Genomic DNA, 20,631 nt, shown 5'->3' with positions numbered 1-20,631 from the left:
CGAGCGAATGGTTCGACTACCAGAACAGTCTCTATTCGCACGCGGTGACGGTGCCCGACGGCGAAAGCGCGGTGTACGGCGGGGTCGAATTCCGAGTCGACAACACGGTACTGGTGCGGGGCGGAACAGAGGGCGGCGACGAGCTCGAGCTCGACCCTGGCATGGATCTCATCGTCGCGATTCTGGAGGTCACGCCCGGCGACGAGCCCATCGACTCGTGCAATCTGACGATCTCGGCGACGAGCCCCGAGCATCCGGAACGACGAACATGGAACGCGAACGTCGATCTGCCTCGCAAGTTTCCCCCGACCGGCGATTCTCAGACGACGTGCTCCGACTCGGAAGGAAAGCCGTACCGACTCGTCGTCGCGGCCACTGTTCCGGGCGGCGCCACCGAGACCGCCTCATGGGTCGACATCGAGAAGCTCGGGTTGGCGCCCGACTATCTCGCGTTGGAGCTCTCGCCTTCCGGCATCTCGAGCGCGTCCACGTCTGACGAGATGTCGTCGAGTGCCACGTCGGCCGCCCGGCCCGACGACCTGAGGCAGAAATCGAACGCGACCGCGAGCAGGCTGATGCGAACAGGCTCGACGAGCAGATCGATGAGGAAGCCGATCGGCTGATCGGTCGCCATCCACCACGCGTAGGGGTGTGGGCCGATTGCCGCATAGATCCCGGCGAGAACCCAGTCTCCGATGCTGACCCAGAGGGCGTACGCGAAGACGTAGACGGCGAGAAAGACGACGCCCCCTCGCCAGATGACTCGAGCGCTCAGAAGCAAGGGCTTCGCTATCTCGATCGCGTCGTCGAACAGGGGGCGTGCGCGGCGAGCCAGACCGGCGGGGGCTGAGTTGAGGGTCGCTCCGAGAAGTGTGCCGCGAGGCTGGGCGCGGCGGCGCAGTTCGAGCCGCGAGGTCGTCAACGAACGCACATAGACGACGCCGGCGACGAGGAGCCAGGCGAGGGCCAGGAACACGATCTCGCTGCTCGAGTTCCAGACCCAGGATGCGCCGTCCCACGCGAGTCTGAGGGTCAGGGAATTCTCGACGAGGGTCTGTCTCAGGTCGTCGAGAGACCGAATGAACTGACGGCTGTCGATCCAATCGGGAACAACGCTGAAGAGGCTCGACAGCACGTTCACCGCGATGAAGACCCAGACCGCTTCGAGGTAGACCGTGATGATCGAAGTCCACGCCGGCAGCCTCGAGCGTAGGCGTTTGAGAGCGAAACGACCGACGAAGGCGATGATGGCCACCGCAACAGATGCGGGGGTGGCCGTCACCGCGAGCACCGTGGTGCCTGAATCGGCGTAGGTGAAGAAATTGTCGGACTCGATGGCGAGTCCGGCGTATTTCAGGAGATCCTGCCGCATGAGGTCCATTGCCGAGTACAGGGCGAAGAAGACGAGCACGCTCGAGAGCAGAATGTCTCGGAAGCCGAGGGCGGCTTCCTCTGCAGAGCCGTCGGTGACGTTGCCGCGGGCGAGCCGGGTGAAGGTGGGCATCGAGTCGCGGAGAACAAGGAACATGCCGATGTATGACACCAGCCTCGCGAGGACGGCGATCGGCAAAACGATGAGTCCCAGCGTCGCGTCGATCGCTCCGAGCTCGGCGGCGATGCGGATGACTACCCAGCGCACGATCCAGCCGCCGAGGAACCAGACCAGCAGCATCGGCCACGTGCGTCCCGCGAGCCTGAGCACCTCGCGGATCGTCGACCTCATGCGCTCATCGTAGCGGCGAGCTGCGCGCGCTCGAACTCGTACGATGGGCAGATGGCATCCGCATTCCCTCCAGGGCCGATCGATCTGCATACGCACTCCAGTGCCTCGGACGGAACCGAGACGTCGGCCAAGCTGGTTCGTGCGGCCGCCGACGCGGGCCTCGGAACCGTCGCCATCACAGATCACGATTCGACGGCCGGCTGGGAGTCGGCATCCGCCGAGGCCCGGCGAGTGGGCATCGCGCTGATCCCTGGCATGGAGCTCTCGACGCGGCGCGGGCGCGCCAGCATCCACATGCTCGCGTATCTCTTCGATCCCAACAGTGCCGGCCTGGTCGCCGAGACAGCACGCATCCGGTCTGCCCGCCTTACGCGGGCAGAGGACATGGTGCAGGCCATCGGCGCGGACTATGACCTCAGCTGGGACGATGTTCTTGCGCAGACCCAGGACGGGGCGACCGTGGGGCGGCCGCACATCGCAGACGCCTTGGTCGCGAAGGGGCACTCACTGACGAGGAGTGACGCATTCGCCGGAATTCTGCACTGGCGGGCCGGCTACTACCTTCCGCACTACGCGCCCGATCCGCTGACGGGCGTCGAGCTCATCGTGGCCGCGGGCGGCGTTCCTGTCATCGCCCACCCCGCCACGCGTGGACGTGAGGGAGTCGTGAGCGAGGGGGAGCTCTCGCGTCTCGTCGACGCGGGCCTCTTCGGACTCGAGATCGACCACAGGGAGAACACGGACGACGGCAAGGAGCGGTTGCGCGAGCTCGCCGCCAAGTTCGACCTCGCGATCACGGGGTCGAGCGACTACCACGGCGACGGAAAGCCCAATCGCTTGGGCGAGAACCAGACATCGCCCGACGTGCTCGAGCGCCTCGTCGAGCGCAGCACGGGCTGGACGCCCGTGCTGCCCGACTAAGTTCTACTCCGCTGCGCGCGGCGTGCGGCGACGCGTGCGGCGGCGAGGCGCGCTGTTGCCGTCGTGGTGCTCAGGGCCGGTGCCCGTGTGGGTTCCGGCGCCGTCGGCAGACGTCACGCGCGGCGCGTTCGCTGTGCCCGACTCGTGCCCAGCCGCACGCGGCGCGCGTGAGCGCGTGCGCGGGGGACGCGAGTCGCCCGAGCCACGAGGGGCGCGATCGGTGGCGGGCGCACCCGTCTTGGGCGAAGCGGGCCGCAGGCGACCCTTGGTGCCGGCCGGGATGTTCAGATCGGAGAACAGGTGCGGGCTCGACGAGTAGGTCTCGGTGGGCTCGGGCTGGCCGAACTCGAGCGCGCGGTTGATGAGGGCCCACTTGTGCAGATCGTCCCAGTCGACGAAAGTCACAGCGATTCCGGTCTTGCCGGCACGGCCGGTGCGGCCGACGCGGTGCAGATAGGCCTTCTCGTCTTCGGGGATCGTGTGGTTGATGACGTGAGTCACGTCGAGCACGTCGATGCCGCGTGCCGCGACATCCGTGGCGATGAGGATGTCTTTCTTGCCCGCCTTGAACGCGGCCATCGCGCGCTCGCGCTGTTCTTGGTTCAGGTCGCCATGAACAGCTGCAGCGTTGAAGCCGCGGTCGTTCAACTCTTCGACGAGCTTTGCCGCTGCCCGCTTCGTGCGAGTGAAGATCACGGTCTTGCCGCGGCCCTCGGCCTGAAGGATGCGGGCGATGACCTCGTCTTTGTCCATGTTGTGGGCGCGGTAGATGAGGTGGTTGATCTGCGCCTGCACCTGACCCTCGTCGGGGTCGGTGGCGCGGATGTGGATGGGCTTCGACATAAAACGACGAGCAAGGGCCACGATCGGGCCCGGCATGGTCGCGGAGAAGAGCATCGTGTGCCGCGTTGCGGGGGTCTGGGCGAAGAGCTTCTCGATGTCGGCGAGGAATCCGAGGTCGAGCATCTTGTCGGCCTCGTCGAGCACCATCTCGCGTACATTGGCGAGATTCAGCAGACGCTGGCCCGCCAGGTCGAGTAGGCGGCCGGGCGTTCCGACGACGATCTGCGCGCCTGCCTTCAGCTGCTCGATCTGACCCTCGTAGGCCTTTCCGCCGTAGATCGACACGATGGTCGTGGGGCGGTTGGATGTGGCAAGGACGAGGTCTTCGGTCACCTGCACCGCGAGTTCGCGGGTGGGAACGACGACGAGCGCTTGCACGCCGTTCTCCGGGGTGAGTCCGAGGCGCTGGATGAGCGGGAGGCCGAACCCGAAGGTCTTGCCCGTGCCCGTCTTGGCCTGGCCGATGATGTCCTGGCCGTCGAGGGCCAGGGGGATCGTCTGCGTCTGAATGGGGAACGGCTCGAGGATGCCCTTGCTTGCAAGCGCGTCGGCCATGTCCTGGTCGATGCCTAGATCGGTGAAAGTCACTGTGTGATGCCCTGTCATGAATTATCGGGCTACGCCGCTTACGGAGAATGGTCGCGGTGGGGATCGAGACCGATTCGGTCTGTGCCCTGCGCGTCGAAGGCCGGCGATGGCGCCTGGCGGGCGGCGTAGACGCCCCGATTTGTGTCAGGGCTTCACCGAGTTTACTGGATCGACAGGAATAAGGGCGCGTTGGGTCCGTTAGCGGGTGCGGCGCGCCGCTAGGCTAACGAGGGTGTTCACGTTTCGCCGGCCCAAGGTGCGCCTCGAGGTGCCCCGCCTGAAGCCTCGCGGAGAGGCGCTGCAACTGCCGCGCGTGAACCTCGCCGAACTCACCCCGGCCTTGCTTCCTTATCTGGGCCAGGCCGCGTACATCCAGCTCTCGCTTTTCGAGTCGCTGTCGCGCATCGTGACCCAGGCTCCTACTGTCGCGCACAAAGAGTCGCTCGGTCCGGCCGCGGGCCAGGCGCTCGACAAGCACGAGCGGCTCGTCGCCGAGATTCGCCGACACGTCTCTGATCCCGCGGTCATCATGCAGCCGTTCGCCGCCGCCATCGACGACTATCGTGAGGTCGTCGCGGGAGCGAACTGGTACGAGGCTCTCACGAGTCTCTACGTCAGCGCGGGCATCCTCGATGACTTCTTCATCCACCTCGCCGCCGGGCTCGAGAACGGTTCCGGTCCGCGCATGGTGCAGATCCTCGACGCCGAGAGCGGCCGCCAGGCGATCGCCACGATCGTGGCCGAGGGCATCGCGAACGATCCGAAGCTGGGATCGCACCTCGCCATGTGGGGTCGTCGAGTCGTAGGAGATACCCTCCTGGTCGCGCGCTCCGCGATTCATCACACCGACAACCGAAACTCAGACGAGCAGCGCATCGAACCGGTCTTCACCGAGGTCATCGCTGCGCACACCCGCCGCATGGACGGGCTCGGACTCACAGCCTGACGAGCTGCTCTCGCACCGCCTCCAGGCCGTTCCAGAGCTCGACGTGGCTCGTTGACAGCGGTGAAAGGCCCAGACGCATGCCCTGAGGTGCGCGAAAGTCTGGGATAACGCCGCGGCGCCAGAGTTCTGCGGTGATCTGCTTGAACGCCGGATGCTCGATGGTTACGTGGCTGCCCCGGCGTTCTGCCTGTCGCGGGGTCGCGACGTCGACGGCCCAGGATGCGGGCCAGCCGTCGACGGCATCGATGGCGAATCGGGTGAGCGTCTCCGATTTGGCGCGGACTGCCGGCATGCCCACCTCATCGACGAGATCGACCATGTCACGGAGTGCCTGCATGCCGACGATCGACGGAGTGCCGCTCAGGAATCGCCGCATGCCGGGCGCGGGGGAGTATCCGGGCCCCATGTCGAACGGCGCCGCGTGGCCCATCCACCCTTGGATCGGCTGCACGAGGCTCTCCTGCAGTTCCCGTCGCACGTAGACGAAGGCGGGAGATCCCGGGCCGCCGTTGAGGTACTTGTATGTGCACCCCACGGCGATGTCGACACCCCAGCCGTCGAGATCCATCGGCACGCTGGCGACCGAGTGGCAGACATCCCACAGCACGAGCGCACCCGCCGCGTGCGCGATTCGCGTCAGAGCGGGAACATCGGCCAGGAAGCCTGAGCGGTAGGCCACATGGGAGAGCAGAACGAGCGCGGTGTCGTCACCGAGAACGGCCTCGAGCTCGGGTGCCGTGACCCCGCCGCGGGTGTCGGATTCGATCCAGCGCACGACGAGGTTGCGCTCTGCCGCTATCGCCTCGACGAGGTAGCGATCCGTTGGAAAATTGTCGGTGTCGACGACGATCTCGCGGCGACCGGGCCGCGCATCGACGGCAGCGCGGATCAGTTTGTACAGCAGCACGGTCGTCGAGTCGCCGACGGCCACCTGGCCGGGCGCCGCACCGAGGGTGACGGCTCCGATCCGGTCGCCCAGCGTGAGCGGCAGGTCGAACCACTCCTCGTCCCAGCCCCTGATGAGGCGCGCGCCCCAGGCGGCGGGCACGAACTCGGCCAGACGCGCCGCGCTGGCCCGGAGGGGGCGCCCCAACGAGTTGCCATCGAGATAGGCGACGATGCCGGGGTCGTCCGAACCGACGAAGAGATCGCGCTTCGACCGCAGGGGGTCGTGCGCATCGAGCTCCTCTGCCTGGGCGAGGGATGCCATCGAAAGCTAGTTCGTGGCGGCCGACGAGCGAAGCGCGACGAAACGCGCGATATCGGCGCGCTCTCGGTAGATGCCGATCACAGGATCTGCAACACCGACGACCGCGGCGGTCACGACGAGACTGATGACCCAGATCCAGCCGCCGTCCCAGGGAAGGCCGGCCCAGGTGAGGCCCACCCAGACGACGGCGGCGACCGCTGCTCCGATGGCGGGCACGAGGGCGACTCCGTGGTTCTCCCGGTGCGCGAGGCTGTACCTGGCGATGAGGCCGAGGATCGCTCCGCCCAGGGTGATGAAGAGCAGTTCCATGGGTTAGAGCACGAAGCCGACGCGTCGTGCCTCTTCTGCACCGATCTCCACGTAGCTGAGAGTCGTTGCCGGAACGAGGTAGACGGTGCCCTTGACATCTGTCAGCGACAGGTGACCGGAGGCGCCGCTCAGGACCTCGGCAACGGCCTTCTCGATGTCGGCCGGTGACTGGCTCGACTCGAAGCTGATTTCGCGGGGGGAGTGTGCAATGCCGATTCGAATATCCACCAGGGCTACCTTTCACAAGTGCTGCGGCCCGCTCTGGGGCCATGCGTCCAGATTAGGACAGAATCGCGGGTCGTCATGTCGATCGGAGGCCGGGGTGACTCGCCGAGAGCGAACAGGCCCGACACAGGATGCGTACGAGTGTCCGTGGCACGCGTTAGCTTTGCACTCGTGGAAATTGATCGGCCCGAGCGCCTCGACCCCGCGCAGTTCCGTGTCCTGGCGCTCGGCGACTCGGCCAGCTGCGCCGTCATCGGCGCGCCGGGCACCGGCAAAACAACCGCTCTGGTCGAACTGCTGTGCGATCGCGTGCACAACCGTGGCTTCTCTCCAGACGAGGTTCTGGTCATCACCCCCACGCGTGCATCCGCCACTGCACTGCGTGACCGGTTGGCTCTTCGTTTGGGCGTGCCGTCTAACGGGCCGCTGGCACGCACGGCGAACTCGATCGCGTTCCAGATCGTGCGCGGCATGGCGGCGGTGCGCGGTGATGACCCGCCCGTACTCCTGACCGGGGCCGAGCAAGACCAGATCATCTCAGAGCTGCTCGCGGGTGACATTGCAGACGCGTCCGGTCCTGCGTGGCCCGAACATCTTGGAGATGACGTGCGGCGTCTGAGAGGGTTCCGCACCGAGTTGCGCGACCTCATGATGCGCGCCGTCGAGACCGGCACATCCGCCGACCGCCTCGCCGGGCTCGCCGAGTCTGTCGGCCGGCCGGAGTGGGCAGCTGCCGCCCAATTCATCGAAGAGTACGACCGCGTCAAGTCGAGCTATCGCGATCGCAGTTTTGATTCCGCCGAACTCGCTCGTGAGGCGGCCGTTCTGCTGCGCGAGGCGGAGTCGGCACCCGACGAGCTCGAGGCGGCCGTCGGCTCGCTTGCCAGGCTGCGGCTCCTGGTGCTTGACGACGCGCAGGAGTCGACGCTCGCGACGCTCACCCTGGTTCGCGAGTTCGCGCGACGCGGCGTGACCGTGGTCGCGTTCGGCGACCCCGACATCAGCACAGGCACGTTCCGAGGTGCCCATCCCGACACGCTCGCGCGTCTCGACGAGTACCTGGGCGTGCCCATAGAACCGGCCATCGTTCTCGGCGTTGTGCATCGTCATGGCGCTCAAGTGCGGTCGATCGTCGCCGACGTCACCGCCAGAATCGGCACGGCCAGGGCCGGCAGCCAACGTCGCGCTCTCGCGGCAGACGACGCTGCCCACTCCCGTGCGCGATCCGGAGTCTCGACGGTGCTCGCGACGAGCCCGTCCGACGAAATCGCTGTGATCGCGCGCCGCCTTCGTGAGGCGCACGTGTTCGAAGACATCGCATGGGACGACATGGCCGTGATCGTTCGCAGCGGATCTCAGATCGCGCCTCTCGAGAGGGGACTCGCCGCGTTCGATGTGCCCACCCGCGTCTCGCGTGCCCGCGTTGCGTTGCGAGACGAACCTGTGGTTCGCGCGTTCGCGTCGATCCTTGAAATCGCGTTCGGTCGCCGCGAGTTGACCTCAGAACTCGCCGAGGCGCTCCTGCTAAGTCCGCTTGCAGGCTCCGACGCCGTGCTGCTCCGGCGACTCAAGCGTGCACTTCGACAGCTGGAGTTCGAATCCGGGGGACAGCGCACGGGCTCAGAGCTGCTGGTCGATGCCTTGCAGATGCCGCTCGTTCTCGCTCGAATCGAGCCGAGGGTGGGCCGCAAGGCGCGTTTGCTCGCGTCGATGATTCTCCTCGCGCGTGAGGGTGCGTCGACCGAGGCGAGCGTCGAAGAGCTGCTGTGGCAGATCTGGGAGACCAGCGGCCTCGCGGAGCCTTGGCGTGCGCAATCCCTCGGTACCGGGCTCGTCGCCGACGAGACTGCGCACGACCTCGACGCCGTGGTCGCGCTTTTCTCGTCGGCCAAGAGGTTCGTCGAGCGATCGCCGGAGGCCCCGGCGACCGTGTTCCTCGAACAGCTTCTCGACGTCGACGTTCCCGAAGACACTCTGGCGAGGGCGGCGACGAGCCGCGCTGTCACCGTCACGTCACCCGCCGGAGCCGTCGGAACGGAATTTGCTCTTGTAGTGGTCTCCGGGCTTCAAGAGAACGTCTGGCCGAACCTCCGCATTCGCGGAACTCTGCTCGGCGCGGACGCTCTCGAGGGGGCCAGGCGAGGCGAGGCTTCGCCCGTACTCGATCAGCGAACGGCCGTTCTTCACGACGAGCTCCGCATGTTCGCCCAGGCGATTTCCCGTGCCTCCGCTGAGCTGCTCGTCACCGCCGTCGATGACGACGACTCATCGCCGTCGCCTCTGTTCCGGCTGCTGCCCGAACCTGTTCCTGGCGCCGTGTCGCGTACACCGCTGTCATTGCGTGGTCTGGTGGGTGTGCTCCGGAGAACCGTCGCCGCGCGGGGCGACTCGCAGGCAGCATCCGCACTCGCCACGCTCGCCCGTGAGGCCGTGCCAGGGGCGCATCCGGCGGAATGGTACGGACTGGCCGCGGCCAGCTCGACGGAGCCGCTCGTCGACCTCTCCGACGAGGCCGCACGGGTCACCGTCTCACCGTCGCGAATGGAGTCGTTCGAGACCTGTCCGCTGAATTGGTTGATCGACCATCTGGGCGGAGGATCATCGAACACGTCGTCACAGGTCGGAACGTTGATCCACGAGGCGATGGAGACCAGCACGACCGCTGCGGCTCCCGATACCAGCGAACAGGCGCTTTTCGATCTCGTCGATGCGCGGTGGGGCGAGTTGTATTTCGAGTCGTCGTGGCTCAGCGAGATCAAGCGCAGGGAAGCGAGGCAGCTCGTTGCGCGGCTGTCGACGTATCTCGCCGACTTCGACCGCCAGGGTGGCACGCTCCTGGGTGCGGAGTCGAAATTCGAACTCGAGGTCGATCAGGCTGTCCTCCGGGGAACGATCGATCGGGTCGAACTCTACCCAGACGGATCGGTGGTGATCGTCGATCTCAAGACCGGCAAACGGGCGTACACGGCTGCGGAGATCGGCGAGAATGCGCAGTTGGGCGCATATCAGCTTGCTTTCGACGCTGGCCTGATCGAGGGAGTGCCCGCCGAGGCCACGCCCGGCGGAGCCCGGCTGCTCATCGTGTCGAAAGCCAGTCGAGGCAAGAACTTCGTCGATCACACTCAGACCCCTCGATCGCCTTCCGAGCTCGAGGAGTTCCGGCAGCGCATCCTGACCGATGCCTCCGGAATGGCCGGTTCTCACGTCGATGCCCGCATCGGGTCGCACTGCCTCGACCCCTGGTCGCACGGGGCATGTCGCATTCACGTGATCAGGGCGGTGAGCGCATGATCGGCGCGGTCGAACTCGCCGACGCGCTCGACATGCCGAGACCCACCGACGAGCAATGCGCGGTGATCGAAGCGCCTCTCGTGCCATCGCTGGTCATCGCCGGCGCCGGAAGCGGCAAGACCGCGACGATGGCGAACAGGGTCGTCTGGTTGCTCGCAAACGGCCAGGTTCAGGTCAACGAAGTTCTCGGGCTCACCTTCACGCGCAAGGCAGCCGGAGAGTTGAGCACACGCATCTCGGGGCACATCGACTCCTTGCGGCGGTCAGGGCTGCTGCCTGCCATAGCGGTTCAGGGTGTGGCAGGGCATGACGGGGCTACCGACTCCCGCGACCTCTTCGACCGGCCCACCGTGTCGACCTACAACTCCTTCGGCAACACGATCTTCCGAGACAATGCGCTGCTCGTCGGCCGCGAACCGGAGTCGGTGCTCCTCGGCGAGAACGCGGCGTGGGGTCTCGCCCGGCGGGTGCTGCTCGCCGCAGGCGACGAGAGGCTGGTACCCCTCGGCAAGAGCCTCGATCAGCTCGTCGAAGCGGTGCTTTCTCTCAGCTCAGAATTGAGTGAGAACGTGGTCGACACCGAGGCCGTCGCCGGCCTGGCCGAGCGGTTCTCCTATCTCGTCGACCTTCCTTACACGGAGGGTAAAGCGAAGTCGACACCATACGCGTCGGTGGGTGCTGCCGTCGAGCCCATCGGCGCGCTTCCCCTCCTCGTCGACCTCGCACGATCGTATGCGCGACAGAAGCAGGCGAAGGGTCTCGTAGAGTTCTCCGACCAGGTCGCGCTTGCGCTCGAGATCTGCATGCGCAACCCGCAGATCGTCGACGAGTATCGCTCGCGTTTCTCCGTCGTGCTGCTCGACGAGTATCAAGACACGTCTGTCGTGCAGACCCGTCTACTCGCCCGGCTCTTCGGGGGCCACGGAGTCATGGCCGTGGGCGACCCGCACCAGTCGATCTACGGATGGCGAGGTGCGAGTGCCAGCAACCTCGGATGGTTCGGACGAGACTTCGGCGCCGGCGAGGTTCCGACCTTCTCTCTGTCGACGAGCTGGCGCAACTCCCGGTCTGTGCTCGACGCGGCGAACACCCTCGTCGAGCCGCTGCGCACGCAGTCGGCCGTCGACGTGCACCGCCTGAAACCGCGCCCCGATGCTCCGGCAGGCAGCGTGGAATACCGCTTTCTCGAGACGCGCGACGACGAGGCCGATGCGGTGGCTGACTGGCTCGCTCTGCAATTCGCGAGTCACGCGTCGTCAGGTTCGGCCGACGCGGCAAAGCCGTTGTCTGCGGCGATGCTGTTTCGGGTTCGAAGCCACATGGACTTCTTCGCCGCCGCCCTCGACCGTCGGGGGATACCGTTCCACATTCTCGGCGTCGGCGGACTTCTGAGCGCGCCCGAGGTCGTCGACGTCGTCAGCGCCCTCAGAGCCACACACGACCCGGCGGCAGGCTCATCGCTGATCAGGCTTCTCTCCGGTGCCCGATGGAACGTCGGCGTGCACGATCTCAGAGCTCTCGCGGAGGTCGCGAGTTGGCTCGCCTCGCGCGACTCCTTTCACCGGCCGGTATCGCAGGATGTCACGCGCAGCATGCGCGAATCGGTGGCACCCGACGACTCGGCGTCGATCGTCGACGCACTCGACTTCGTCACGGAACACGCGTCGACGCACCATCAGCTCGAGCGCTTCTCGGAGCAGGGCCTCGAACGACTGCGTCACGCAGGGCGAACACTGGCCACGTTTCGCGCCCGCGGAAATCTCCCGCTCATCGATTTCGTGCGATTCGTCGAGCAACAGCTGCTTCTCGATGTCGAACTCGCCGCCAACGAGAGGGTGGCGGCAAACGGCGGCTCCCGCGGAGCGCTCGACGCATTCCACGACGAGATCGCGTCGTTTCTCGCTGGCGACGACGAGGGAACTCTGGGCAGTTTTCTCGCTTGGCTCGACCGCGCCGAGAAACGAGACGACTTGAGTCCTCGCACCGACGAGCCGGAGCCAGGCACCGTTCAGCTCCTGACCATTCACGGATCCAAAGGCTTGGAGTGGGATGTCGTAGCCGTGCCTAGGCTGGTCGCCGACGAGATCCCCGCCCAGAGCAAAGAAGGAAAGGGATGGCTTCGGTTCGGAGTACTCCCATATGAATTCAGGGGAGACGCCTCGTCGCTGCCGGTCCTCGAGTGGCGCGGACTCGGATCGCAGCAGGCCTTCGACAGCGCAGTGAAGACCTTCCAAGCAGAACTTGCGGCGAAACACCTGGCAGAAGAGCGTCGACTCATCTACGTCGCGGTCACGCGCGCGCGAAACTCGCTTCTCCTCACCGGCTCGTTCTGGGCTACGCAATCGAAACCGCGCCGGGCGTCGACATTTCTCACTGAACTTGCACAAGCCGGTCTGATCGACGACGTGCCAGCGCACTCTGAGCACGAAGAGAACCCGCTCGAGGCCGACGGTCTCACGGCACGATGGCCTCTCGACCCGTTGGGCGCCCGACGTGGCCGCGTCGAGCAGGCCGCCGAATTGGTGCTTGCGCGCATCCAGAGCCCTCAGTCGCTCGCGGCTGGCCGCTGGCAGCGCGACCTCGATCTGCTCTTATCGGAACGCGACAGACAGATCGAGGAGGCCGGTCTCGCACCGGTGCCCAACCGCATCGCGGCCTCGCGATTCAAGGACTACGTCACAGATCCCCAGGCCGTCGCACGATCCCTTCGCCGGCCGATGCCGGAGAAGCCTTTTCGACAGACACGACTGGGCACTCGATTCCACGCCTGGGTAGAGAGTCGTTATGGCATTGCGGGCAGCGCTGAACTGATCGACTCCGCGGCGGCAGACAGCGACCAGGCGCCCGACGAACTGCCCCTCGAGCAATCTCAGCTCGAGAGCCTGCAGGCCACGTTCGAAGCGTCTCCGTGGGCCGACAGACGGCCGCTCGAGGTCGAACTCGAGATTCACCTGGTGCTCGGCACGCACGTTGTGGTGTGCAAGATCGACGCGATCTTCACCGATGGCGAGCGCTACCAGGTTGTCGACTGGAAGACGGGGAAGGCGCCGACCACCCCTGAAGACCTCGAGGTCAAGCAGCTGCAGCTGGCGCTGTACCGTCTCGCCTATGCCAGATGGAAGGGCATAGATCCGCAGCTGATAGACGCCGTGTTCTACTTCGTCGCAGACGACACGGTCATTGCACCCGAGCAGCTCTTCTCAGAGAAGCAGCTTCTCGAGCTCTGGCCGTTCTAGTCTTCGGAGATTCCACTCACACGGGTGCTGTCGCGTGCCGAAGATGGATCGGTGCGGGGTGTGCGACGAAGCATCTCTTCGACCTCTTCGACCGCCATGATCTGGCCGGTGTCGGTTGACAGAGGGTTCAACATGTCCGACTCCACGCTCACCGACAGCCCAGCCAGCATGGTCTTGGCATCGGCGATGATCGTCTCGTCGTGCTTCTCCGTGCCGTGCAGCAGCCATTTGGCGATCTCGAGCTCGGCATACAACCGGGCGCGCTTGCGCAGCTGGCGGTCGACCGGCGTGCTGCGGCCGAGGTTGTAGGCACCGAATACCCGGGTCGCAAGCTGCTCGCTCGGTGCCGAGCTGAGCCAGAACAGATCTGAGGCTGGATCGCCGACCTGCAGCTGCGACCAGCCCAGCACTCCCGACACCGAGTTCGCTGCGAGGAGGAAGGAGTCGGGAGAGAGTGATCCGTGCACGACAGTCGGCTGGAACTGCCAGAGCGCGCTGTCTTCGAGTGCCGTCGACCAGCGCGCGAGAAGGTCGGAGGGTACAGCGCCGGTCGCTGCGGCCCTGTCTTTCGTGATGCGGGCGAGACGCGCTGCGTCTGCTGCCGTCTGCACGGGAAGGCCCGAGTCGGTGACGAGCGATGTCGGCAGCGAGTGAATGGATGCGATGGCGCGCCCGATCGACTCGGCCACCGGATCTGCGGCATCGAGTTCGGCCAGCACAGCGGGGCTGCCAGGGATGTAGCTATAGACGATTGCTCGTGTGTTCGCGACAGGCGTCTGACCCTCGACGTGGGGAACGTCGAAGGGAAGACGGCCCCGGAACCCGGCGGTGAGAGCGTTCAGAGCGACGAGGTCTCGAGACTGTTCCGTCTCGGCGTCTTGAGAAGTCGGCACGCGCACGATGAGTTCGTTGCGGTCGCGCAGAGTGACCACAGCGGAGTCGTAGCGGCCCTGTGTTCCGGTTCCGATCGGCCTGGTCGAGACGATGTCAGCCCCGGGAACGGCCGCGGTCGAGAGCGCGGCTAGAGTGAAGTGGGATCTGGCCATACCAACAGGGTAGGGCTGGCATCTTCCCCCGTCGCGTTCGCCACGCACGATTGGTTCACATGACTTCCACCTTCCTCTCCCACCTGCCTCTGTCTCGGCAGGAGATCGACCGCGACAACGAATCCCGAGCACGCCCCCAGCTCTTCGATGAACTCTGGGCCGATCCGACGACCCGACTGCTGCCCCTGTGGCGGGGGCGCGCTCTTGCCGCACCCGACTTCAGCAGTAGGGCCGGACTAGCGCTTCTTGCCGTCGACCGAGTGCGTGAATTCGAGTTGCGCGTCTACCTCGGCATTTCGCTGTCGACGACCTCGCCCGAGCCTGTTGGAACGCGGATCGTGCTCGTCGTCGTGGGTGATGACGAGGCCGAGAGACTTGAACCCGATGAGGCCCGTTGGCTGAATCTCAGGGAGACGGCGACCGTGTTGAGCGATCGCGACGCCGGAGCGTTCGTCGAAGCCTTGGCGATCGCCGGATGGCACGCGTCGCACAGCCATTCGCCTCGGAGTGGAGCCGAGACCGTCGTCGAGAAGGGCGGCTGGGTACGGCGCGACGTGGAACTGGGCGTCGAACTCTTTCCGCGTACCGACGCGGCAGTCATCGTGGGGATCGTCGACTCGGAGGACAGGATCCTGCTCGGCTCGAACGCCATGTGGAAGCAGAACCGGTATTCGCTGCTCGCCGGGTTCGTCGAACCGGGGGAGTCGTTCGAAGCGGCGGCGCAGCGAGAGGTTTTCGAAGAGTCGGGCGTGCGCATCCTCACCCCGCAGTACCTCGGGTCGCAGCCGTGGCCGTTCCCGGCCTCGTTGATGGTCGGGTTCTACGCGCATGTCGATCCCGCCTTCGCAGACGACGCATTGCGCCCGGATGGCGAGGAGATCCTCGACCTTCGATGGTTCACCCGGGCCGAGATCGCGGATCCCGCGACGGGCGTTGCCCTGCCCGGCCCATCCTCGATCGCCCATGCCATCCTCGAGCACTGGTACGGAGGGCCGCTGCCCGCAGAGGCCCTCGCGTGGTGAGCGCAGGAACGGTCGCGAACGGCGAACTCTCGGAGAGCATCCTCGCCGCCCTCGATGACGACCAGCAGATCGCCGCACGCGCGCTCGTCGGGCCGGTGTGCATTCTCGCCGGCGCGGGCACGGGAAAAACCCGGGCGATCACGCATCGGATCGCCTATGGCGTCGCGACCGGTGTTTACTCTCCCAATCGCGTTATGGCTCTCACGTTCACCGCTCGTTCGGCCGCGGAGCTGCGCACACGGCTGCGCCCGCTTGGGGCCGGAGGCGTCTCGGCCCGAACATTTCACGCGGCAGCGCTGTCGCAACTCAACTATTTCTGGCCCACCGTTGTCGGCGGCGACATGCCACGAGTGCTCGAGGGCAAGGCTCGTCTGCTCGGTCAGGCCGCAGAGACGCTGCGTTTGAAGGTCGATACCGCGAGCCTCCGTGATCTCGCCGCCGAGATCGAATGGCGAAAGGTGTCGAGTCTGAGTCTGGATGCCTATGAATTGGCCCTGCGCACCTCGCGTTCGCTGCCGGGCACGCTCACGGTCGATCAGGTGCTCTCCCTGCATCAGAAGTACGAAGACATCAAAGACGAGCGCCGCCAACTCGACTTCGAGGACGTGCTGCTCGCCACGGCCGGCATGATCGAGCAGGAGCCCGCCGTCGCAATGCAGGTGCACGAGCAGTACCGGTTCTTCGTCGTCGACGAATACCAGGACGTCTCGCCGTTGCAGCATCATCTGCTGTCGCTCTGGGTGGGTGGTCGCAGCGACCTCTGCGTCGTCGGGGACGCCAGTCAGACCATCTATTCCTTTGCAGGTGCCCGAAGCGACTACCTCCTCTCGTTCGCCGCGGAGTATGGCAGCGCCACCACCGTGCGTCTGGAGCAGAACTACCGCAGCACGCCGGCGATCGTCGACGTCGCGAACCGATTGATGAAGGGTCGCTCGGGCGCCCTGTCTCTGCAGGCGCTAGGCGATCGCGGAGTTGCTCCTGAGGTCACGCCCTACGCGTCCGACGTGGCCGAGGCACGGGGGATAGCCTCCCGCATTGCGCAACTCATCGACGAGGGCACGCGAGCAGAGGACATCGCTGTGCTTTACAGGGTGAACGTGCAGGCCGCCGCCCTCGAGACCGCGCTGGCAGACGCCGGTGTCAGCTATCAGATCCGTGGGTCTAAGCGGTTCTTCGACCTCCCCGAGATCAAGCAGGCCGTGATGTCGCTGCGCGCCGCCTCGGTGTCGATCACCGGGGAACCGCTCTTCAAGTCGGTCAGCGACGTTCTGCGCTCGCTCGGGTGGAGCCAGGATGCGCCCGAGGCGCGCGGCGCGGTGCGAGACAAATGGGAGGCGCTCAACGCCTTGATGGCGCTCGCGGAGAGTCAGCCGGCGTCGACGACGTTCCGCCAGTTCACCGATGAATTGATGGAGCGCCAAGGGTCGGGTCACGAGCCCACCGTGCAAGCGGTCACCCTCGCCACGCTGCATTCGGCCAAGGGCCTCGAGTGGCCCGTGGTCTTTCTCGCCGGGTTGTCGGAGGGACTCGTTCCGATCAGCTATGCCACGACGTTCGAGCAGATCGACGAGGAGCGACGGCTGCTCTATGTGGGGATCACCCGCGCGCGCCGCCGGCTCGAGCTGTCGTACTCGGAGTCTGGGATGGGTCGCTCTCAGCAAAGGCAGCCGTCGCGTTTTCTGCAGGAGGCACTCCCTGGCACGCACAGTCGGCGTGAGGGCTGAACTTCTTCTCTTCGATGTCGCCCGTCTGTCCGTCGACGATACTGGCACGCGAACGCAGCCGAAGCCTCCTGGATCGCGGGGTGTCAGCTGCGAGCCGGTCGAGCACGGCGCGGGCCACGAGCGGCGTGACCGTCGACACGGTGAGCGGGTCTTCTGTCTGCGCACGTCGCCCCAGAAGCTGCCCGGCGAGGGCGGGCCAGCTCGGATCATCGTCGATGCGGGCACGTTCGACGCAGTGAAGACACGGGCCTGAACCCGGTTCCACCAGCGGTCCGATGCGCACCTCGGAATCGCCGAACACCACGGCGAGATGGGGGATGTCGCGTCGGAGCCAGGTGCCGGACTGACGGGGATCGGTGCTGAAAGTCGACACGATGATCGCCAAGTCGGCGGGTTCGGAGCCGTCGACGAGTCTGGCGCCGAGGCCCGCGAGCACCGAGCGGATCGCATCGGCGCCGACGGACGGGCCGGTGACGGCGATCATCGTACCTTCAAGCCCGCGGGTGGACGCTGCATGACGGCGCAGCGCCGGACGAACTCGCAGGAGGAGATCGGCGACATCGTCGGGGCTGGCACCGACGGTCTCGCCGATCATATCGAGCCCGGACTGGCTGATGCCCTTGCGAAGGACGGCCACGAGATGCTCCTCGGCTACAGTGACATCGTGCAATGTCACGATCGACCGGTCGGCACCGATCTGCATGCTCGACGGTGTGCGCCAGAGAACGGGGTATCGGGGATCGATCTGCAGAGCCATGCAGAGATGATGCCCGATCGAGCGTGCATACCGCCGAAGTTATGCACAGCCGACCGATATGCCTTCGGTAGCCCCTACTCGCCCTCGCCGCGGAGCAGATCTTCGAGCGCCTGGTCCATTTCGTCGGGCGCGGGCGTTCCTGCCTGCAGTCGAGACACGAGGGCCGCGGGGTCATCGATGTCGTCAGCGGTCGGAACGAGGTCGGGATGCGACCACAGCTCGTCGCGTACGTCTGAGCCGGCCGCGTCGGTCACTGCCTGCCACATCGCGGCTGCCTCGCGAAGGCGACGTGGGCGTAGCTCGAGTCCGATGAGGGTCGAGAACGCGGACTCCGCTGGGCCACCGGTGGCCCGGCGCCTGCGCACGGTCTCGGCGACGGCATTGCTCGAGGGAAGACGTGTCGTGGCCTGCGCGGTGACGACATCGACCCAACCCTCGACGAGAGCCAGCATGGTCTCGAGGCGAGTCAGAGCGTGCTGCTGAGCTTCTGTCTTCGGCGGGATGAGCGCGCCGGAGACGACGGCCTGGCGAAGCTCTTCGGGGTTCGACGGGTCGAAGCCCTCCGCGAGTTCTTCGAGGCGCTCGGTGTCGATTCGGATCCCGCGGGCGAACTCTGTGATCGAGGTGATGAGGTGCAGCCGCAACCACTTGGCGTGCCGGAAAAGGCGGGCGTGCGCCAGCTCTCGAACCGCCAGGTAGAGCTGAACCTGGTCGAGGGGAATGTCGAGGCCCTCGCTGAAGGAGGCGATGTTCTGCGGCAGCAGCGCGGCCGTCTGATCTTCGAAGAGCGGGATGCCGATATCGCCGCCCGAGACGACCTCGGTCGAGAGCTGGCCGACCACCTGGCCGAGCTGCACGGCGAACAGAGCGCCTCCGAGGTTGCGCATGAGCTTGGATGCGCCGGCGAGCATACCGGCCATCTCCTCCGGAGCCTGATCTTTCAATACGGCGGTCAGGGCGTCGGCGATGCTCAGTGCGACGGGCTCCGCGAGTTGGCTCCACACGGGCATGGTCTGTGTCGTCCACTGCGCTCGGGTGAGATAGACAGGAGGCAGAGCGAGCTCGGTGACGCTCGTGACCTCATCGAGCCAGAGCGCGGCGATGTGCAAAGCCCCGTCGAGTTCGGTGCGCTGCGCGTCGGTGACGCTCAGTGACGATTGGCCGGCGAACTCGTTCGCCTGCTTCGTGGCGACCTGCCAGTCGATGCCGTCGCCCGTCGTTCGCATCGCGTTCTGCAGCTGCTGCATGAGCTGCTGCACCGCAGCGGGGTCGGAGGGGAGTCCTGCCGCGCTCGCAAGCTTGGCCGGGTCCATCTCCGAGTTGCCCTCGAGGAAGCTCCGCAGCATGTCGCGGAAGTCGTCCTCCGGCTCCTTCGATGTGTCGTCGCTCATGGCAGGAAACCTCTTTCGCCCGGCAGTCGGCGAGGATCCGGTGTGCTCCATGCCCGCTGTCAGAATTGCTCTCTACGCTATCCCGTGGCCGATCGGCCTTGCTGGGATTTCCCATAGGCTGGTGCCTCTGGCCGTGCGCCCGTGGCGAACAGTCCTTGTCGGGTATTCCGACCCATCTGATTTCCACCCCTTTTGTCGAGGAGACACGTGAGCCTGTTCGGTTTGAATGACGCAGACCGCGTTGACGGCACGAACGGGCAACCAGGGGTGCCCTTCGTTCTCCGCTCACCCGAGGAGATCGCGACGGAGCGCCGCACGGCACGCCGTCGGACGACAGGCTGGACCGTGCTCGTCGTCGCGCTCGTGCTCGGCCTCGTCATGAGTTTTCTGCCGACGCCGTATGTCATCGAGCAGCCTGGCCCCGTATTCGACACTCTCGGGTCGCAGACCGTCGACGGCAAGGACACCCCGCTGATCTCGATAGACGGGGAGACCACGTATCCCACCGGCGGGACGCTCGACATGCTCACGGTCTCCGTTGTCGGAACACCGAAGCAGACCCCGTCGTGGGCCGAGGTCGTGCAGGCGTACTTCGACAGCAGCAAGGCAGTTGTGCCGCTCGAGGCGGTCTATCCGCCCGACGTCACCACCGAGGAGCGCGACGAGCAGAATGCCGCCCTGATGGTCGACAGTCAGCAGGAGGCCATCGCGGCCGCGCTCAGCAGCCTCGGCTATGACTTCACCACCAGGGTCGGCGTCGGAAGCGTGGCTAAGGGCTCGCCTGCCGAGGGACAACTCGAGCCCGGGGATGTTGTCACGAGCGTCAATGGCCAGCCCGTCGGCTCGATCGACGAGCTGCGGTCCGCAGTGGCGGCGAACGGCATCGACAAGCCGGCCGTCGTCGACGTGACGCGCGCGGGCACGCCGGTCGAAGCATCCATCACCCCGATCACCAGCGGCGATACATCTGTTCTGGGAATCGGCGTGCAGGCCAGCTTCGAGTTCCCGTTCGATGTGAAGATCCAGCTCGACAACGTGGGTGGGCCGAGCGCGGGCATGATGTTCGCGCTGGGAATCATCGACAAGCTCAGCGATGGAGAGCTGAACGGCGGCCAGAATGTTGCCGGCACGGGAACCATCTCGGCAGACGGCACCGTCGGGCCCATCGGCGGTATTCGCCAGAAGCTGTTCGGCGCGCGCGACGCCGGCGCCGACTGGTTCCTTGCCCCAGCATCCAACTGCGACGAGGTCGTCGGTCACGTGCCCGACGGCATCCGGGTGTTCGCCGTGGCGACCCTCGACGATTCTCTGGCCGCGCTGAAAGCGATCTCGAGCGGCGCCGGTCTCGACGCGCTGCCCACCTGCGACGCGAGCCCCGCCACATAACAGCTCGCGACAG

14 protein-coding genes and 1 pseudogene are annotated in these 20,631 nt (G+C 66.0%); 7 read left to right on the top strand and 8 right to left on the bottom strand.

The window, feature by feature from the left end; genetic code table 11:
* Nucleotides 1–442 precede the first annotated feature (442 nt).
* Entirely contained in the window at nucleotides 443–1,723 is a 1,281-nt protein-coding gene (locus tag TZ00_RS02165; protein WP_044438890.1) for a hypothetical protein, read from the bottom strand.
* Nucleotides 1,724–1,774: 51 nt separating this feature from the next.
* Between TZ00_RS02165 and TZ00_RS02160 the strand changes: the two genes are divergently transcribed.
* The gene (locus tag TZ00_RS02160) at nucleotides 1,775–2,644 is read left to right on the top strand and encodes a PHP domain-containing protein (RefSeq protein ID WP_044438889.1); all 870 of its coding nucleotides are present in this window, start codon (nucleotides 1,775–1,777) and stop codon (nucleotides 2,642–2,644) included.
* A gap of 3 nt (nucleotides 2,645–2,647) precedes the next feature.
* On the opposite strand, the gene TZ00_RS02155 is transcribed toward TZ00_RS02160, so the two are convergent.
* The gene (locus TZ00_RS02155; RefSeq protein ID WP_044438888.1) at nucleotides 2,648–4,075 is read right to left on the bottom strand and encodes a DEAD/DEAH box helicase; all 1,428 of its coding nucleotides are present in this window, start codon (nucleotides 4,073–4,075) and stop codon (nucleotides 2,648–2,650) included.
* Between the two features lie 232 nt (nucleotides 4,076–4,307).
* On the opposite strand from TZ00_RS02155, the gene TZ00_RS02150 reads away from it, so the two are divergent.
* A complete protein-coding gene (locus tag TZ00_RS02150) occupies nucleotides 4,308–5,021 on the top strand; it encodes a ferritin-like fold-containing protein (protein ID WP_044438886.1) in 714 nt (237 codons plus the stop codon).
* On the opposite strand, the gene kynU is transcribed toward TZ00_RS02150, so the two are convergent.
* From kynU to TZ00_RS02135, 3 genes are read right to left on the bottom strand one after another with little or no spacing between them, the layout of a single operon-like run.
* A complete protein-coding gene (gene kynU / locus TZ00_RS02145) occupies nucleotides 5,011–6,231 on the bottom strand; it encodes a kynureninase (protein ID WP_044438884.1) in 1,221 nt (406 codons plus the stop codon). The two genes, TZ00_RS02150 and kynU, sit on opposite strands and share 11 nt — an antisense overlap.
* A gap of 6 nt (nucleotides 6,232–6,237) precedes the next feature.
* The gene (locus tag TZ00_RS02140) at nucleotides 6,238–6,540 is read right to left on the bottom strand and encodes a hypothetical protein (protein WP_044438882.1); all 303 of its coding nucleotides are present in this window, start codon (nucleotides 6,538–6,540) and stop codon (nucleotides 6,238–6,240) included.
* Between the two features lie 3 nt (nucleotides 6,541–6,543).
* Nucleotides 6,544–6,768 (bottom strand): DUF3107 domain-containing protein, encoded by a 225-nt coding sequence (locus TZ00_RS02135; RefSeq protein ID WP_044438881.1) that lies wholly within the window; start codon nucleotides 6,766–6,768, stop codon nucleotides 6,544–6,546.
* A gap of 168 nt (nucleotides 6,769–6,936) precedes the next feature.
* Here TZ00_RS02135 and TZ00_RS02130 point away from each other — a divergent pair, with 168 nt between their 5' ends.
* Both TZ00_RS02130 and TZ00_RS02125 read left to right on the top strand, forming a co-directional pair.
* Complete coding sequence (locus tag TZ00_RS02130) at nucleotides 6,937–10,056, top strand: ATP-dependent helicase (RefSeq protein WP_238579543.1); 3,120 nt, start codon at nucleotides 6,937–6,939, stop codon at nucleotides 10,054–10,056.
* The gene (locus tag TZ00_RS02125) at nucleotides 10,020–13,292 is read left to right on the top strand and encodes an ATP-dependent DNA helicase (RefSeq protein ID WP_044438877.1); all 3,273 of its coding nucleotides are present in this window, start codon (nucleotides 10,020–10,022) and stop codon (nucleotides 13,290–13,292) included. The genes TZ00_RS02130 and TZ00_RS02125 overlap by 37 nt, the downstream gene beginning before the upstream one ends.
* On the opposite strand, the gene TZ00_RS02120 is transcribed toward TZ00_RS02125, so the two are convergent.
* Nucleotides 13,289–14,338, bottom strand: a complete 1,050-nt coding sequence (locus tag TZ00_RS02120) for a phosphotransferase (RefSeq protein ID WP_044438875.1) — start codon at nucleotides 14,336–14,338, stop codon at nucleotides 13,289–13,291. The genes TZ00_RS02125 and TZ00_RS02120 overlap by 4 nt on opposite strands.
* 59 nt (nucleotides 14,339–14,397) lie before the next feature.
* Between TZ00_RS02120 and nudC the strand changes: the two genes are divergently transcribed.
* On the top strand, nucleotides 14,398–15,360 hold the full coding sequence (gene nudC, locus TZ00_RS02115) for an NAD(+) diphosphatase (protein WP_044438874.1): 963 nt from the start codon (nucleotides 14,398–14,400) through the stop codon (nucleotides 15,358–15,360).
* Nucleotides 15,357–17,084: an ATP-dependent helicase gene (locus tag TZ00_RS20255; RefSeq protein ID WP_044439324.1), complete on the top strand. Its 1,728-nt coding sequence runs from the start codon at nucleotides 15,357–15,359 to the stop codon at nucleotides 17,082–17,084. Before nudC ends, TZ00_RS20255 begins: the two co-directional genes overlap by 4 nt.
* Here TZ00_RS20255 and TZ00_RS20250 read toward each other — a convergent pair.
* Together TZ00_RS20250 and TZ00_RS02105 are read right to left on the bottom strand one after the other, a co-directional pair.
* Nucleotides 17,047–17,568, bottom strand: a pseudogene (locus tag TZ00_RS20250) (TOMM precursor leader peptide-binding protein); the annotation flags it as partial. The gene TZ00_RS20255 and the pseudogene TZ00_RS20250 sit on opposite strands and share 38 nt — an antisense overlap.
* A 347-nt stretch (nucleotides 17,569–17,915) precedes the next feature.
* Nucleotides 17,916–19,232 carry a zinc-dependent metalloprotease gene (locus TZ00_RS02105; RefSeq protein WP_044439323.1) on the bottom strand — a complete coding sequence of 439 codons (1,317 nt, stop codon included), beginning with the start codon at nucleotides 19,230–19,232 and terminating at the stop codon, nucleotides 17,916–17,918.
* Between the two features lie 267 nt (nucleotides 19,233–19,499).
* Here TZ00_RS02105 and TZ00_RS02100 point away from each other — a divergent pair, with 267 nt between their 5' ends.
* The gene (locus TZ00_RS02100) at nucleotides 19,500–20,618 is read left to right on the top strand and encodes a YlbL family protein (RefSeq protein ID WP_044439321.1); all 1,119 of its coding nucleotides are present in this window, start codon (nucleotides 19,500–19,502) and stop codon (nucleotides 20,616–20,618) included.
* The last annotated feature ends 13 nt before the right edge of the window (nucleotides 20,619–20,631 follow it).

Origin of the sequence: Agreia bicolorata (assembly GCF_000938265.1) — a bacterium.
GTDB lineage: Bacteria > Actinomycetota > Actinomycetes > Actinomycetales > Microbacteriaceae > Agreia > Agreia bicolorata.
The sequence above is the reverse complement of the archived record's forward strand: the minus strand, read 5'-3'. Positions and strand labels throughout refer to the sequence as shown.